This is a genomic window from Natronorubrum sediminis, from assembly GCF_900108095.1.
GTDB classification, from domain to species: domain Archaea; phylum Halobacteriota; class Halobacteria; order Halobacteriales; family Natrialbaceae; genus Natronorubrum; species Natronorubrum sediminis.
In genome coordinates this window covers 367,523-382,538 of record NZ_FNWL01000001.1, presented here as the reverse complement: position 1 = coordinate 382,538, position 15,016 = coordinate 367,523, and the positions used below count along the sequence as shown (strand labels likewise).

Genomic DNA, 15,016 nt, shown 5'->3' with positions numbered 1-15,016 from the left:
TGTCGGAGTGCTATCGAGCGATGTAATTAGGTAAGCGATCCCGATCGGAACGGCTCAATGTGACTTGTTCTGCAGAAAACAGATCGCCAAGTGTTACTTCCCGAGTGTTAGCATCGAAGCGACCAACCCTGATCGGAGCTACCTGTTGAAGATAGCGTTCAATTCGATTAGGGTTATGTTTGCCATTTGTATGGAACACCAGATATGATTTGAAATCATTGGCGAACACCGTTCTGAGTCTACGACCGAGCGCAAGCCTCTCTGTTTTGTAGAATATTTCAGCAGCAATATTAAGTGGAGATGTGACTCGCACATCTGCAATAACGAACTTCTCCCGTGTGCCGATCCACTTTTCCACATCAATCACTACTGGTTCTCCGGTTACCTCACTGATTCGGTTATAGAGTGCTTTTACTGTGTATTCGATAGCGAGTCTGTGCTCATCAGACGTAGATTTAGTTTCGAAACAATCTGCGCTTCCATCAGAGTGAGAAAAATAAGTGAAAGGCCGTTCAAGTGAGGCACTTTGGTAGGTGAGTTGTCTATTACAAATCGGACATGTAAGCGGCCAGTCGAACAGGTCATGGCTATTCTCCTCAATCAGTAACTGCAGTTCGGGGCCAGTAAAAATACGACCAAGCATGTCGTAGTTCGCTACAATCATAATCTATCCTCGACGGAATTAGCCGAACGGTACTCCTGATACATTTCTCGTATTCTGTTGATCGCTCGCTCCTTCCGTGGGTTGGACATTGATGACTTCGAAGCACCACCTCCTTGGAATCGGTGACGAATCGATTTTACCTCTTCAAACGTATCTGAATCAATTATTTGGTACTCAGGAACATGTTTAGAAATGTCTGCGACTTCGTAGACTCCTGCGTAGATCTCGTTCCGTAAGATGTCACCCACTGCCCGTGGTGTCCACTCTCCCCCTTCTCGTGTCTGGATATCCTGCTCGTTCAAGCACCTCGCAACCTCCGGCATCGATCGTTCCTCGATATAGCGTTCGAATATCCCAGCAACTATGTCCGCCTCCTGCTCTACGAGCATGAGTTTTCTTTCAGAATCCAACTCATAACCTAACGGTGGCGAGTTATTCGGCCACTTCAGTTCGGACGCAAGTTCGTTGAGCCCCATCTGGGTCCGTTGCTTTATCATGTCCCGTTCAAATTCAGCTGCACTAGCAATATTCCTGAAGTTGAACCGTCCCGTCGCGCTCGTCGTATCGATCTGTTCCGTTACGCTGTACAGACTCACGTTGTGTTGTCTCAGTTCAGATTCCAGCTGTACTGCGTGCATCAGACTCCGTGAAAATCGATCCAGCTTCCAGATCACGACCACATCAAATACCTGCTTCTCCGCGGCACTCAGCATTTTCCGGAACATCGGACGATCCGTGTCCTTACCACTCTCAGCCTCGTCACGGAAAACGAACCAAACCTTCCATCCGAGCGATTCACATCGGTCTATACTCCGACGTACTTGCGCGTCTAATGAGTACCCATACTCCTGACTTTTAGACGACGTTCTCGCGTATACTGATGCTCGGAGTTGCTGAGTCTCCCCGTTTTCTGCAACTCGTTCACGCACAGATTCCTGATCAAACATCGTCGAAAACCTTCTGGAGGTCTTTGACACGCTGTCGTACAGTCTCAGTTGACAGCCCAACTGCCTTGGCAACATCCAACTGCGTAAAATCCTCTTGTAGAAGGTAGACACCTCCAGCTGCAATCCCAGCTGGATCCTTCCCCACAAACATCTGCTCTCTCTCAACTTCGTCCACGAGCTGTTCTACTTCTTCATAATCGGCATCTGTCAGTCCTAGTTCCAATTGAAGGAACGATACGTACTCCGATGGTGCTGGCGTACGAGGTTCTATATCCAACTCGTCACACAGGGCGAGGTGGCTGCGATGGAATTTCTTTTCGTCAACACTCGAAAACTCAGTAAGCCGGCTCATCGGGATCGGAAGGTCTCCACGTCGGGATGCCAATCGAAGGCACGCCGCAATAATACAAGCGGTTACCCTTCCGTCAGTGATTTCGGCTCGAAATGCATCACAGTAGATCTCCGCTGTCTTTCCCCGCAAATCGTCTGAAAGCCCGAGTTGGTTAGCAAACTCCTCCAGCGTCTCAAAAGCCTCCGCAAGTTGTTGGTCGGTTGCGTTTCTGATTCGACATTCCGACATCCAGTCTTTATCCTCCGAGGATGAGAAGAATCCTTCAGCTACATCCCATTCTAATGAAGTGGAATCCGTGTTCTCACTAATGACGAACCCGCAGGATTCACAGATCGCGTCACACACCTCTACAGAATCGTCGATATCATCTGATTCACAAACGGGACAGAGTTCGCTTTGTTCGTATACCGACTGTGTCATCGTCCCCTCCCTGAAAGCGAAAGAGACGATATCTCCCCCTTGTCAGCGCAATTGGGGCACAATGGATCGCCATTTGGGTCAACTTCATCCCAACCAACATCGGAGGAACACCCATCGCAGTACCAGTTCATCACACCGTATTCCTCTGCAAGATCGGGATATTTCCGCGCTATCGACGGTGTCAGGAATTGATCTGGGTTTTCCTCAAGATACTCGATTACGGCCTCACGTGGGTAGCCATCATATCCGATGAGCAACCCGCTCGAACCGTGGTCTTGATGAGACGTGTTGCCTCGCCCGCATCGAACTCGATAAGAGCAGAACCGGCATTCCCACTCGTACTCGGGATCAGCAGGTGGCAATTCTTCGTCCATTTGGTACTCGGTGTGCGCTGCGGCCCAGTCCAAGACCGTGTCTTTCCAAAATTTGTCGTCGAATTTCGTATGGAACGACTTGAGATCCAAAGTTGAGCGATCCACGTAGACGAGCAACGCGTCAGTAATCCGGCGGTCGAATTTCTGTGTCAAACCACACATGTAGGCGTGCGCCTGTGCGAGATGGTGGTCATTTGGTGAGTCGAGATGTTCGATAGAATCTTTCGTTTTGATTTCGGTCAGCAGAACCGGTTTGCCTTCCGCATCAACAAAAACGGGGTCGGTTTCGCCTTTGAGACGCAGTTTCCCAGTCCGAGATTCAACCGTGAAGTCAACCCAAATACCGTTCTGGACGTATACGTCGTCGTCAGCAACGGCTTGGAAGTACGGAAGGATTAGGTCGGTTTCTACGTGTTCGCCTACCCAAAAGATGCCTAACGGGTCTGCAGTCTCTTTCGGAGCGTTGTGCTGTCTGTAGTGGATTTTGCGAGTGCATTGCAGGAGTTGACTCGGGCTATGACGGATCGGATCAGGAACTGGACTGGGACCATTGAAGTACGGCTGCCCGTTCTGAATATTGGAGGCGAACTCCTGTGCACGGTACCATCGGTCAAATGAAGTACTCTGTATCTGATCAACTAAGCTTATGGTCGCAGCGGAGACATCGTCATCCGTGAATTCAGATTTGAGTAGTTCATTCAGATCTGGGAACGTCATTTTCGTTCACCCTGCTTATCGATCGTTTCGAATAGGGAGGTTTGATCAGAGAATGACTCTCCCACAGTTAACCACCGATTCTGGATATGAACCTTCATGCGCCGGCAATTCACCATATAGTTCCTACGATGGCGGTATTTTAGGTATTTGTGGAGTACACGACTCTCTAAATCATTAATTAGTTCCTACGATGGTGGAGTTTCCTTTTGAAGTTGTGCACACGTCGTTAGGATGAATGGGCGAAGAAAAGAAGCGAGGACCGAAGCCACGGGTTTCTGATGAGGAAATTCTCCAGGTTTTCCGCCAATCTGCCGATCCCGTTTTGACTGCTTCTGAAGTCTCCACTGAGCTTCCTATCAAACGACGTTCAGTCTATGACCGACTTGTTCAGCTCGAAGAAGTAGATACTCTCGAATCTAAGAAGGTCGGTGGGCGGACAACAGTTTGGTGGCTTCCTAACTACACCTCGACCTCAACAACTGATCGAGATTAGTTACTCCATTGATGAACGAAGGGAGTACCATTTCCTGGCGAGATAGTGGATTAAAGTCAAAAAGAATGATTTATCGGAATATGGATTAAACAAGAGGTATGCCGATTGATTTGGGACTCTGGCGGGTTGAGAACGACGACTCCTTCAAGCGAGTTTCATCCACAAAGTTAGACAGTGAAGAGCGTCTTGAAGAATTCCTCCTCCAGGACCCAAACGTGCTTGGTCAACCCCTTCTGGTCATCGACCGGCAAATAACGACCCCCAGCGGGAACCGTCTTGATATTTTGGCAATCGACGAGGCAGGCGACCTCCATGTGGTAGAATTGAAACGTGATCAATCACCGCGTGACGTCACGGCGCAGGTTATCGACTATGCATCCTGGGTTCGGCACCTAGACTATCAGGATGTGAAGAAGCTATACGAAGCCTCGGACGAACACGACAATACGTTCGAAGTAGGATTCGACTCTGCATTCTATCCTACACAAGATGATGCTCCCTCAGGACCTGAAGATGTGAACAGCCAGCACATGCTGACGATAGTTTCCTCGGAATTAGATAGTTCAACGGAACGTATTATTGAGTATCTCTCCGAAGAATACGAAGTTCCAATAAATGCGATCCGATTCAATTACTACAAAGAAGATGGGCGCGAATACATCGCCCGTACTTGGCTAAAAGACCCCTATGAATCGGAAGAAGAGGAAGAAGAAGACGCCCGGAAACCTTGGAACAGATTCGACTTTTACGCGAATTTCGGACAGAACGAGTACCGCAGATGGGAAGATGGTCGCAAGTACGGGTTCATCACTGGTGGTCACGGTGAGTGGTATCACCGAACGATGGGGAAAGCCAAAGAGGGAAAACGCATATTTGTCAATCATCCTGGAGAGGGATACATCGGTGTTGGTATAGTAACTCAAGAGAAGACACCGGCACCAGAGTTTATGGTTGATGTGGAAGGCGAGGAAGATGAAATTCCGATCACCGAAGCACCGCTTGAAGGTGACTTAAGCAAGGATTCCGAAGACCCCGACCTCCGGGAGTATCTCATCGGTGTCGATTGGATAGAGACGAGAGACATAGAAGACGCGTTCTGGGAGAAGGGGTTATACGCAAACCAGAATACGGTTACAAAATTACGAGACCAGCAGACACTTGACCGACTCTATGAGGTCTTCGGCGTTTCGCCTCAATAGCTCTTAGTGAGGGTGTTATAGAACAGTTCACGTATCCTCTGTACAACTACTTGACGCGAGCTCAATTATGTCTTAACGAGTCATCAGATACAAGATGGCAAACGCTGCAATCGCCGCTAAAACGATCTCAAAGTAGATGAACACCAAGATCCCAATTATCAAAATTATCACTATTCCGAATGCAACTTCAGCCGGTTCTGGCTTCTCCTCCTCCAGAACTTCTTCAGCCGAGCTTCCCCAATCCCAGTCATTAACTCTCTTGCGACCGTCCGAAGTGTGGTAATATCGATTTCGGTTTGATGACGTTTTCGAGTTAGATTTATTTGTTGAGGAATCTTTCCATGCTTGAATGTCGTGCTCATGCTCGTCATTGTGGCACGAGGGACAGAGGGTTGTCAGATTCGACATACGATGTGAGCCCCCATTTGCGATGGGTTTCTTGTGGTGAGCATGAAGGACTGTGTCACCATTTGTACCACCGCCAGCACCACAGCTTTGACATCGGTACCCATCTCGCTTGTAGACTCGCTTGCGGAGCTTGTCCCAGTTATCGGGATACTGGCTTGAGGACGACACAATCGTCTCTCATAAAGAGATAATTGAAGCTACTAATACTTTTATAATTGAGAGAATACAATAGTCGGTTATTTATATGACTATCTTTTAGATTTGCTGGTGTATATTCCGTAAAGGAATTCAGCCAATTAGTTCGTAGGAATAAGAAAGAGAAGCAAGTCTATGGAAATGTTATGACAACCTCCAAAAGCTAAACTGACACTTGACATTTTCCGCGATCGTCGTTAGCACTTGAAATCGATTTCGGTGTCATCGTTCGATAAAGTCGGTACTATTGCTAATGACAACCTGAACCTCGGCCTGTTTTTTGTAGTAATGATCCTTAACATTCCTGAACAGGAATCGCTTCCCTTCTTTGAGGTAGGGATGAGTCGTGCCGTCCTCGACGATGAAATAGACTGGATTTAGGACGCTATCATCGGTGAGTTCCCCCTTGATATCGGGTACACCGTTTGTGTCCTTCTTGGCGTAGAATACCGAGTCAATCGTCGCTTCGACATCAACGTACTCTCCAGACCCGCGGAAATCTTTGAGCTGCCATGTTTCGTTTGAGGTCCAAGACGTTTTACTGTCAGAAGGAGTGGGAGTAGGAGATCGATCATTGGATTCTGACTCATTGGCTTCGCTTTCGTGTTCAGCATTTGGCGAACTCAAGAAGAGGAAGCTCTCATCCCCACCGGTTCCACGCATAAAATTAGATACGGTAGCTTCAACTCGCTGCTCGGTTGAAGAGCTATCGACCAACTCTTCGTCCTCCAGCATACATTTGATGTCACCGTCACCCGGTGGAGAAGCAACAAACCAGTCTTTACCACGTCGTTCGAGTAATACCTCTCCTGTCGCACCCTTTTCTGTAAACCATTTGGCCATGCTCTGCTTGTTTCCAGCCAAGTTATATGACTCTGACTAGTCAGAACAGGAAATTGGACTATCGCAGGAGACATTGACACTTTCTGCCAGTGATTAAACGCCCCGCAGAATTTTGTCCTACGGGTGTGAACATCCAATAATGGGAAATTTTAACGATCTCGATTTCCGCGATCTTGAGAAACAAGACGTTCGAGAGTACTGGCAGCATGAAGCCCAAGAGTTCACGCCGTGGTTGGCTGAGGAGATCCGATCCGACGAAACATCGCACCTAGAGGATATGCTCGGCCTAGAATTAGACGTGGTCGAGATTGAGAAGAGTGTCGGGAAATACAGCGTTGATATCCTCGCGCGAGTCGAAGCCGACGGACGCAACGTCGTGATTGAGAACCAGCTCACGCAATCCGATCACGACCATCTCGGCAAAGCCATCGCCTATGCTGCAGGCATAGACGCAGACATCATCGTCTGGATCGCCCCCCGATTCAACGATGAACACCGAGACGCCGTCCAGTGGTTGAATAGCAACAGCAGAGAAGGCGTGGACCTTTTCGCCCTCCGACTTGAAGTGTGGAAAATCGGTGAGTCCGCGCCAGCGTTCCGCCTTAACCCGGTTGACCAACCCAGTGAGTGGAAAGCCAAAGCACGACGTTCAGAGGGCGAACTCTCCGAACAGGCGGAACGCCGTGAAGAGTTCTGGACAATGTTCCGTAATCGAATTGAGCAGGAACAAACACCTCTCAGCGCACGGAAGCCAGGCCCCCGTCATTACTATTCAAATCCAATTGGTAAATCCGGGTTTCACATCTCTTTCCTCTTTGATCGGAAAGCGGAGGAACGTGGCATCACCCTCTTCGTCGAGGACGACGAGCAAGCGTTCTGGCAACTCCACGAGGACAAGGAGCAAATCGAAGAGGAGCTTGGTCACTCGCTCAATTGGGATGAACCTGAAGAGACACGGAGCGGGAATATGCGGAGTGCGATTCAACTCCGCACAGACGGTACGCTGGACGACCGGGAAATGTGGGACGAGCATATCAAGTGGTTTCTGGAATACGGCGAACATTTCCACGAGGTGCTCGGTGACCGTCTCCAGCGACTGTGAACGGAACAGATCGAACAACATGCAAGAGTTGCAAGCAGTTTGTATGGCTACTGATATATTCTCTAACACATGTGTGATGGAGGGGGCCTACGGACATTTTTGTACGAAAACGAAACCAGTTCAATTCCAGGATGAAGGCAGTACAAGAAATTCTTGCACAGTTAGGTATCCAATCAGTCGAGCAGATGGACGTCAACGAGAGCTACACCGTCGAAGTCCCCGGGTACAATGACTTGGCGATCGAAAAAGTCGGCCAACAGCAGATTAGCGTGGCTCATCATTACGTCCAGCGATGTGATCTGATGTGCGATCCTGAGATCGTCTTCCGTGTCGAAAACGGCGACTGGATCCCGATCGAATTCACGCAGCATCCACGAGTGTACCAACGTGACGAAGACGGTCTTCAGCTGAACGGATTCATCAAGCACTGGGATCAAAATCTCCGGCAACAAGGATTCGTAGAGGCCGCGGAAAAGTAACTCAGCAAAGCTACGGTCCTGATCGCTCCGTTCCTGGGATCGCCCACAGGATGTGCCAAGGCTTCTACATACCTGAATCGGGACGTAGCGAGCAATAGTCCTTCAAAATAAGTCCTCGATACGTGCTTGGAGATCTGAAAACGCCTGTTCAGCATACTCTATGTCGGTTGCGCCGGTTATTACTACCTGTCCTGAACCAAATACCAAGAGAACACAATCATGCTCCGGTGGGCGATACACTAATCCGGGGAATTGTTCCGGCTCGTATTCCGTTACCTCTAACCCAAGCCCGATGGCCAACGCCGAGAGATTCAGTTGTTTCCCCACGTCTGCGGTACACACGTAGTTCTGGACACTGAACCACTCGTCGTCCGCTGATGTTAGTATGTCATGATCACTTAGAACGTGTAAGAACTCTTCACGGATAGCCTTAGCCTCGTTTTCGGAGTCTGCCCCTGTTATGATGTACTTCCCAGTCCGGTAGAGCGTGATGAGGAGTGAGGATTCGCTGAGTCGGATGTAGGCCCCTGGATATTTCTCAGGGTCATAGTCGGCAACTCTGTTCAGTTCTTGGGTTACTGCCTCCAGATCAAGTTCTATCCCCAGAGACCCCGATGAAACAACATTAACGACTTTTACCATCTTACTCGTTTGTACACAGATGATTCTGATGCCACGGATTATAACCTTCTGATGCCCCATCCATGCTCAACCACGAATAAGAACCCGGGCTGATTTACCGTCCGTCACAGTTCGAGGTCACGCTCCTGATTTTTGCCAGTGGAAAAGTCATCAGTGTGGGACTACGGATCGAAAACACGCTAATGCAACAATTGGGCATCTTGAAGAAGGACTATCAACAGTTGACACCTCCTGATGGAATTGGCAAAAGTTGAAGTCACCTGAACAACCAGCATGAGAGTGTGAGTATTAACGGCGACAACGGCGATTTCGAGAAGAGTCTGTGGCAATCTGCGGAGGGACTTCGCGGGCCTGTTGAGTCAGCAGAATACAAGCACATCGTGCTCGGCCTCCTCTTTCTTAAGTACATGTCTGACGCGTTCGAACAGCGCCGGGTTGAGCTTCGTGAACTGACGAACGACGAAGATTCGATGTACTACTGTGGGGATGACGACGAAGAGCGTCAGTTCATTCTGGAGGACAAGGACGCGTACCACGGTGAGAACGTGTTCTATGTTCCTGAGGAGGCGCGATGGGAGCAACTCATTGACAACGCAACAGACCCTGACATCGGGGCACAGATCGACGATGCGATGAGGGCTATCGAAAACGAGAACCCTGACCGTCTCGATGGAATGCTGCCGAAACGATATTCGCGGATTCCTCAGGATACACTGGAAGGACTGCTTAACGAATTCGCAGAACTCGACCTCGGCAACCGAAAAGACACTCAAGACGAGGACGTCTTCGGTCGCGTCTACGAATACTTCATCAAGGAATTTGCCCGGAAAGAAGGCCATCGTGGTGGAGAGTTCTATACGCCGAAACACGTTGTCGAACTACTGGTGGAGATCTTGGAACCCTTTGAGGGACGCATCTTTGACCCGTTCTGTGGTTCAGGCGGGATGTTTGTTCAGAGTCACAAATTCCTTGAGCGAAAGGGAGGAGACGAAAGCCAGGTATCCATCTTTGGGCAGGAGGTCAACGATGCTACTTGGCGTATCTGTAAGATGAATCTCTACCTGCGCGGTATCGATGGTAACATTCAACTCGGGGATAGCATCCGAAACGATCGGTTCCCCAATCTTCGCGCAGATAAAGTCATCACCAACCCTCCGTTCAACATGAGCGAATGGGGGAAAGAAACGGTCTCTGATGATGATTCACGTTTTAAATATGGACTTCCTCCAGCTAATAATGCGAATTTCGCCTTCATTCAGCACATGATACACCACTTGGACGATGATGGTATGGCCGGGACTGTCATGGCTAATGGTTCAATGTCAGTACAGGGAACTGAAGGTGAAATTCGGCAACAGATTATTGAGGACGATCTCGTAGATGCCATTATTGCACTTCCCGAAAAGCTCTTTTATACGACTCAAATACCGGTTTGCCTATGGGTGATTAGCAAAGGTAAAGACTCCGACCAGTATAGAAATCGTTCTGAAGAAACATTATTTATCGACGCTCATGACCTATATGAATCACTTGACCGTACCACGAATCACCTGAACACCGACCATATTCACAAAGTCGCAGACACTGTACGGGCTTATCGAGGAGAAGACGGGGTTTCCGAATATGAGGACGAACTTGGATTTTGCAAGATAGCTACAGTAGATGAGATTGCCGACAATAATTATCTGCTCACACCTGGCCGGTACGTTGGTGTTGAGCAAGAAATTGGAGATGAAGTGCCGTTTGATGTGAAAATGGGTGAGCTCAGTTCAGAGCTTCGGGAAGAAATCCAGCGCTCGAACGAACTCCAACAAGGAATTGAAGAGACTCTTGAGGAGGTTGGATTTTGACCCCTCAAAAAGATATCTCGGAGTTTAATAAGGAACCCGAGAGCAAGCATAAATTTAGTCTGGCTCCTGAGGAAATTCCAGACGGATGGGACATCGTTCGAATAGGCGAATTAAAAGAGAGAGTTAGTAATCGAGTTGATCCTCAGGAATTTCCGGAGGACAAGTACCTAAGTTTGAAACACCTAGACAAATCCTCAACAAGGGCGAAAAGTCATGGTTACGCAGAAGAGGTTTCAAGTAAAAAATACAGATTCAAAGAAGGAGATATCTTATTTGGCCGTTTGCGCCCATATTTTAGGAAAGTAATCAAGACGGAATTTGGTGGTGTATGTTCCACTGATATGGATGTGATACGTCCCAAGGAGGGCGTAGATAGAGACTTTCTTCACTATACGCTGTTTCGACAAGACTTCATCAATATAGCGGATAAGACCTCAACAGGAACTCGAATGCCCCGTGCAGACTGGGATGTGCTTGATGATGTACTCGTTGCTCTCCCACCGATGGAGGAGCAGAAGAGGATCGGGGAAGCGCTCAATAACCTAGATTCCAAAATTGATTCAAACAAGCGAGTGATAAGTCTCTGCAATCAGGTTTCCCAAGCAATATTTCGAAATTGGTTTATTGAGTTAGAGCCTTTCGAAGAAGAACCTCGTTCATACCGAGATGGGATTGGTAGAGAAATACCGGACGAATGGCAGGTAAAACAAATGTCAGAAGTTGCAAAGGTAGTAGACTGCTTGCATTCAAAGAAACCTGATGAGCAAGATTACGGGAATTTCTACATTGAAGTGAATGACATTGGCGAAAACGGCGAGTTAGCTTTGGATAACAAATACCTCATTTCCGCAGAAGATTATGAAAAGTGGACAAGACGAATAACAGCGAAGCCAGGTGATGTAATTATATCGAAAGACGGGCGTGTCGGAGCAGTAGCTCAAATTCCAGAGGGAGTGGAGGGTGCAATCGGAAGGAACTTAGTTTGTATTCGTCCAGATAAAGAACAATTATCGCCTCCTCTTCTAAGAGAATATATGTTGTCTCCATTGATGAAGGCAGAAATCGGGAGAAAAACATTGTCTCGATCAATCTTCGAGACATTGCATGTGAGCGAAATAGAAGACCTGCGTGTGATCCTTCCTCCCAAGGAAGTTAGGCAGGCGTTTGACAACCTTGTACGCCCCTTACATGAACAAATCAATCATAATATAAAAGAGTCGATAACCTTGGAACAGGTGCGGAATACTCTCCTTCCAGAGTTATTATCTGGACACGTCCGTATTGACCCTGACAATAATTAAAGAGGAAATTCAACAGACAATATCCAATGGGGCTCAATGAACTAGAATTGGCGGAAATGCCTGCCATCGAGATATTTCAGAGCCTTGGGTATAATTATGGAAAAGATCTCGATTCTGAGCGTCGCTCTACATCAAATGTAGTTCTTCGTCAACGACTTAGAGATCAGCTCCGTATCATCAATCCGAAAGTCCCAGATAATGCGATAGATGAGGCAGTTCGTGAACTTACAAGTACTCAATCTCCCAATCTTCTTGAAGATAACCAGAGTGTGCATACACAGCTAGTAGATGGGATCCAGGTTGAGTTCGAAAAGGATGGCGAGCAAGTCGGTCGATTTGTTGAACCTATTGATTACGATGATCCTGAAAATAACGACTGGCTCATTACTACTCAATTCACTGTCCAAGTCGGAGATAACCCTCGTCGCCGACCAGATCTAGTTGTCTTCATCAACGGACTGCCTATAGGCGTTCTCGAATTCAAGAACCCGACTGATCCGAAGGCAACGTTGGAAAACGCATATGACCAAGTCAACAGCCGATATCGAGACGATATCTCGCCACTCTTTCGATTCAACGAAGTTATTGGGCTGACAGATTTGAATGAGGCCCGGATTGGCTGCCTTGATGCAGGGTGGCAATGGTACCGTCCTTGGCGATACATCGAAGAAGAAGGCGATGAGCGAGATGACCTGCCTGAACAAGAGGTTCTACTTCGGGGTGTGTTTGAAAAGGAACGACTCCTAGACCTCATTGAGAACTTCATCGTCTTCAGCGAAAAGGACGGCCAACCGGTGAAGATGCTGGCAGGGTACCACCAGTTCTACGGCGTCCGAGAAGCCGCAGAGAGCGCGAAGAAAACCCAAGGAAACGAACTGGGACGAATTGGCGTCTATTGGCACACTCAAGGATCAGGGAAGTCCCTCTCGATGGTTTACTTCGTGCGGAAGATCCGAAGGAGTGATGACTTCGGGAATCCGACGTTCGTCGTCGTCACAGACCGAAACGAGCTAGACGAGCAAATTACGCATACGTTCACCGATGCCGGCTACAACGTGAGCTGGGCTGATACCATCACAGACCTGCGTAACAAACTTGACCGGCAGACAGGCGGACTGATATTCACCACGATACAGAAATTCCAGACCCAAAAAGACGAACGCAAGCATCCTGTCGTCAACGAGCGGGAGGATGTGATCGTGATGGCAGACGAAGCCCATCGATCACAAACGAAAGAGTTGGGAGAGAACCTTCGGGATGCGCTCCCCAATGCCTCCTTCATCGGCTTTACTGCCACGCCGATTCACGATGGTGACAACGCAACCCGAATGACGTTCGGTGAGTACGTCAGCCAGTACACTATCGACCGCTCTGAGGAAGACGGTTCAACGGTCCCGATTTACTACGAATCCCGGTTCGCAAAACTTCAGTTCAATAAGGAAGCGATCAGCGAGTCAGTACGGGAATTACTCGACTCGGCTGACGAAGAACTTGAGAACGAACTTGTTGAGAAGTGGACTGAGCTTCGTCGAATCATCGAGAACGCCGACGACCGTCTCAACAAAATCGCGGGTGACATAGTTGGCCACTACAACGACCGTGAAATCGAGGGGAAGGCGATGGTCGTTTCCATCAGCCGGAAGGCTGCGGTCAAATACAAGCGCTACATCGAACAGCAACCAGATGCTCCGGAAGTTGGCGTGGTCATCTCAGAGCCAGAAGAGCACATCGACGATCCTACGAGTGAAAGGAAGCTCAAACGTCGGTTCAAGGATCCAGACGACCCTCTCAAGATCATCGTTGTCTGCGATAAGTGGACGACTGGCTTCGATTGCCCACCGTTGCATACTCTCTACGTCGATCGTCCGATGAAGAACCACAATCTGCTCCAGGCAATAGGGAGGGTGAACCGGGTCTACAAGGACAAACCTGGAGGGCTCGTGGTGGACTACATCGGCATTGCGGAGGATCTACGCCAAGCACTGGACAAGTACACGTCCGACATCCAGGAGATGGCGATGGTAGATGTCGAAACTGCCGTCGAGGTGATGAAACAGAAGCACCACAAGGTCTCTCGGTACCTCTCGCGGGTCGATTACGAGGGATGGCAGGAACTGAGTGAACTCGAACTGTCCCGACTGATTCACCGTGCTGAAAGCGAGGTTATCGCTACCGAAGAGAAACAAGAAGAGTTCATGCAGGCTGTAGCGGAACTCAAACGCGCCTTCGCATTGGTGACGCCTCATAACGCAGCCAGCGAAATTCGCTCTGATCTGCTCTTCTTCGAGGCAGTCAGAGACAGCCTACGATCCTTGGAGAGTGATAGCACCTCTAGAGACGATGAACTGGACTCGGCGATGAAGAAATTGATCGCAGAGGGTATCACTGCTGACGATGTCGTGTCCGTCGCTGGGTTTGAGAAATGGAAGTCGGAGGAACCGATTGTTAGCGATGAGTTCCTTTCTGACGTCGAGCGTGTCGAGCAACCAGAGCTCCAGGTGAAGATGCTTGAGAAACTGCTCCGGAACGAAATCTCGACTCGGAAACAACAGAATCTCGCAAAGTACGAATCTTTCGAGGAAGAGTTGGAGGAGACCCTCAATGAGTACAATAACCAGTTCCTGACGACTGAAGAAGTGATCGAAGAGTTGCGGAATTACGCTGAGGAACTTCAGCAGGAGGATCGGCGGAAAGAACGGTTAGGACTCTCTGCCGAGGAATTGGCGTTTTACGATGCAATAGCCACTAATACGGAAATGGAAATCGACGACGGACTACTCCAAGAGATCGCTCAGGAGGTGTGCGAGATGCTGAAAGAGAACGTCAATATCGATTGGACCAACCGGAAGGCGATGCGCTCGAAGCTAAAGACGCGGGTCAAAGGCTTACTCCGGAAAAATGGATTGTCTCATGGAGAGTATGAACCCTTGGTGGATCCAATTGTCCATCAAGCTGAAGCACTCTACGGAGACGTTAGCGCATAGTCGAAAAAAGCAGACGTTCTATCATAGTCATCGTGTCTGTAGTTAC

At 48.7% G+C, this 15,016-nt stretch carries 14 protein-coding genes; 7 read left to right on the top strand and 7 right to left on the bottom strand.

Translation table 11 applies throughout. The features are described from left to right. Positions 1 to 10 precede the first annotated feature (10 nt). The 4 genes from BLW62_RS18255 to BLW62_RS01895 are packed head-to-tail and all read right to left on the bottom strand — an operon-like array spanning position 11 to position 3,474. Positions 11 to 664 (bottom strand): hypothetical protein, encoded by a 654-nt coding sequence (locus tag BLW62_RS18255; protein ID WP_139305364.1) that lies wholly within the window; start codon positions 662 to 664, stop codon positions 11 to 13. Next, on the bottom strand, positions 661 to 1,611 hold the full coding sequence (locus BLW62_RS01905) for a recombinase family protein (protein WP_090504406.1): 951 nt from the start codon (positions 1,609 to 1,611) through the stop codon (positions 661 to 663). Before BLW62_RS01905 ends, BLW62_RS18255 begins: the two co-directional genes overlap by 4 nt. Continuing rightward, a complete protein-coding gene (locus BLW62_RS01900) occupies positions 1,604 to 2,383 on the bottom strand; it encodes a transcription initiation factor IIB family protein (RefSeq protein WP_090504403.1) in 780 nt (259 codons plus the stop codon). The genes BLW62_RS01905 and BLW62_RS01900 overlap by 8 nt, the downstream gene beginning before the upstream one ends. Beyond that, entirely contained in the window at positions 2,380 to 3,474 is a 1,095-nt protein-coding gene (locus BLW62_RS01895) for a CRISPR-associated protein Cas4 (RefSeq protein WP_139305363.1), read from the bottom strand. Before BLW62_RS01895 ends, BLW62_RS01900 begins: the two co-directional genes overlap by 4 nt. A 591-nt stretch (positions 3,475 to 4,065) precedes the next feature. Here BLW62_RS01895 and BLW62_RS01885 point away from each other — a divergent pair. Continuing rightward, a complete protein-coding gene (locus tag BLW62_RS01885; protein ID WP_090504398.1) occupies positions 4,066 to 5,166 on the top strand; it encodes a PDDEXK family nuclease in 1,101 nt (366 codons plus the stop codon). Between the two features lie 72 nt (positions 5,167 to 5,238). Here BLW62_RS01885 and BLW62_RS19175 read toward each other — a convergent pair whose 3' ends face one another. Together BLW62_RS19175 and BLW62_RS01875 are read right to left on the bottom strand one after the other, a co-directional pair. Further along, entirely contained in the window at positions 5,239 to 5,742 is a 504-nt protein-coding gene (locus tag BLW62_RS19175) for an HNH endonuclease (RefSeq protein WP_090504395.1), read from the bottom strand. Between the two features lie 249 nt (positions 5,743 to 5,991). Then, positions 5,992 to 6,612, bottom strand: a complete 621-nt coding sequence (locus BLW62_RS01875; protein WP_139305362.1) for a hypothetical protein — start codon at positions 6,610 to 6,612, stop codon at positions 5,992 to 5,994. A 139-nt stretch (positions 6,613 to 6,751) separates the two neighbouring features. Here BLW62_RS01875 and BLW62_RS01870 point away from each other — a divergent pair, with 139 nt between their 5' ends. Together BLW62_RS01870 and BLW62_RS01865 are read left to right on the top strand one after the other, a co-directional pair. Beyond that, the gene (locus BLW62_RS01870) at positions 6,752 to 7,714 is read left to right on the top strand and encodes a DUF4268 domain-containing protein (protein ID WP_090504390.1); all 963 of its coding nucleotides are present in this window, start codon (positions 6,752 to 6,754) and stop codon (positions 7,712 to 7,714) included. 131 nt (positions 7,715 to 7,845) lie between these two features. Then, positions 7,846 to 8,193 carry a DUF6908 domain-containing protein gene (locus BLW62_RS01865; RefSeq protein ID WP_090504387.1) on the top strand — a complete coding sequence of 116 codons (348 nt, stop codon included), beginning with the start codon at positions 7,846 to 7,848 and terminating at the stop codon, positions 8,191 to 8,193. Positions 8,194 to 8,295: 102 nt separating this feature from the next. Here the strand turns inward: BLW62_RS01865 and BLW62_RS01860 are convergent, their stop codons facing one another. Next, the gene (locus tag BLW62_RS01860) at positions 8,296 to 8,835 is read right to left on the bottom strand and encodes a TATA-box-binding protein (protein WP_090506377.1); all 540 of its coding nucleotides are present in this window, start codon (positions 8,833 to 8,835) and stop codon (positions 8,296 to 8,298) included. Between the two features lie 89 nt (positions 8,836 to 8,924). Here BLW62_RS01860 and BLW62_RS19170 point away from each other — a divergent pair, with 89 nt between their 5' ends. The 4 genes from BLW62_RS19170 to BLW62_RS01845 are packed head-to-tail and all read left to right on the top strand — an operon-like array spanning position 8,925 to position 14,970. Beyond that, the gene (locus BLW62_RS19170; RefSeq protein WP_217630527.1) at positions 8,925 to 9,089 is read left to right on the top strand and encodes a hypothetical protein; all 165 of its coding nucleotides are present in this window, start codon (positions 8,925 to 8,927) and stop codon (positions 9,087 to 9,089) included. 27 nt (positions 9,090 to 9,116) lie between these two features. Then, entirely contained in the window at positions 9,117 to 10,685 is a 1,569-nt protein-coding gene (locus BLW62_RS01855; RefSeq protein WP_090504384.1) for a type I restriction-modification system subunit M, read from the top strand. Then, complete coding sequence (locus BLW62_RS01850) at positions 10,682 to 11,986, top strand: restriction endonuclease subunit S (protein ID WP_090504381.1); 1,305 nt, start codon at positions 10,682 to 10,684, stop codon at positions 11,984 to 11,986. Before BLW62_RS01855 ends, BLW62_RS01850 begins: the two co-directional genes overlap by 4 nt. 26 nt (positions 11,987 to 12,012) lie before the next feature. After that, a complete protein-coding gene (locus BLW62_RS01845; protein WP_090504378.1) occupies positions 12,013 to 14,970 on the top strand; it encodes a type I restriction endonuclease subunit R in 2,958 nt (985 codons plus the stop codon). Positions 14,971 to 15,016: the final 46 nt, after the last annotated feature.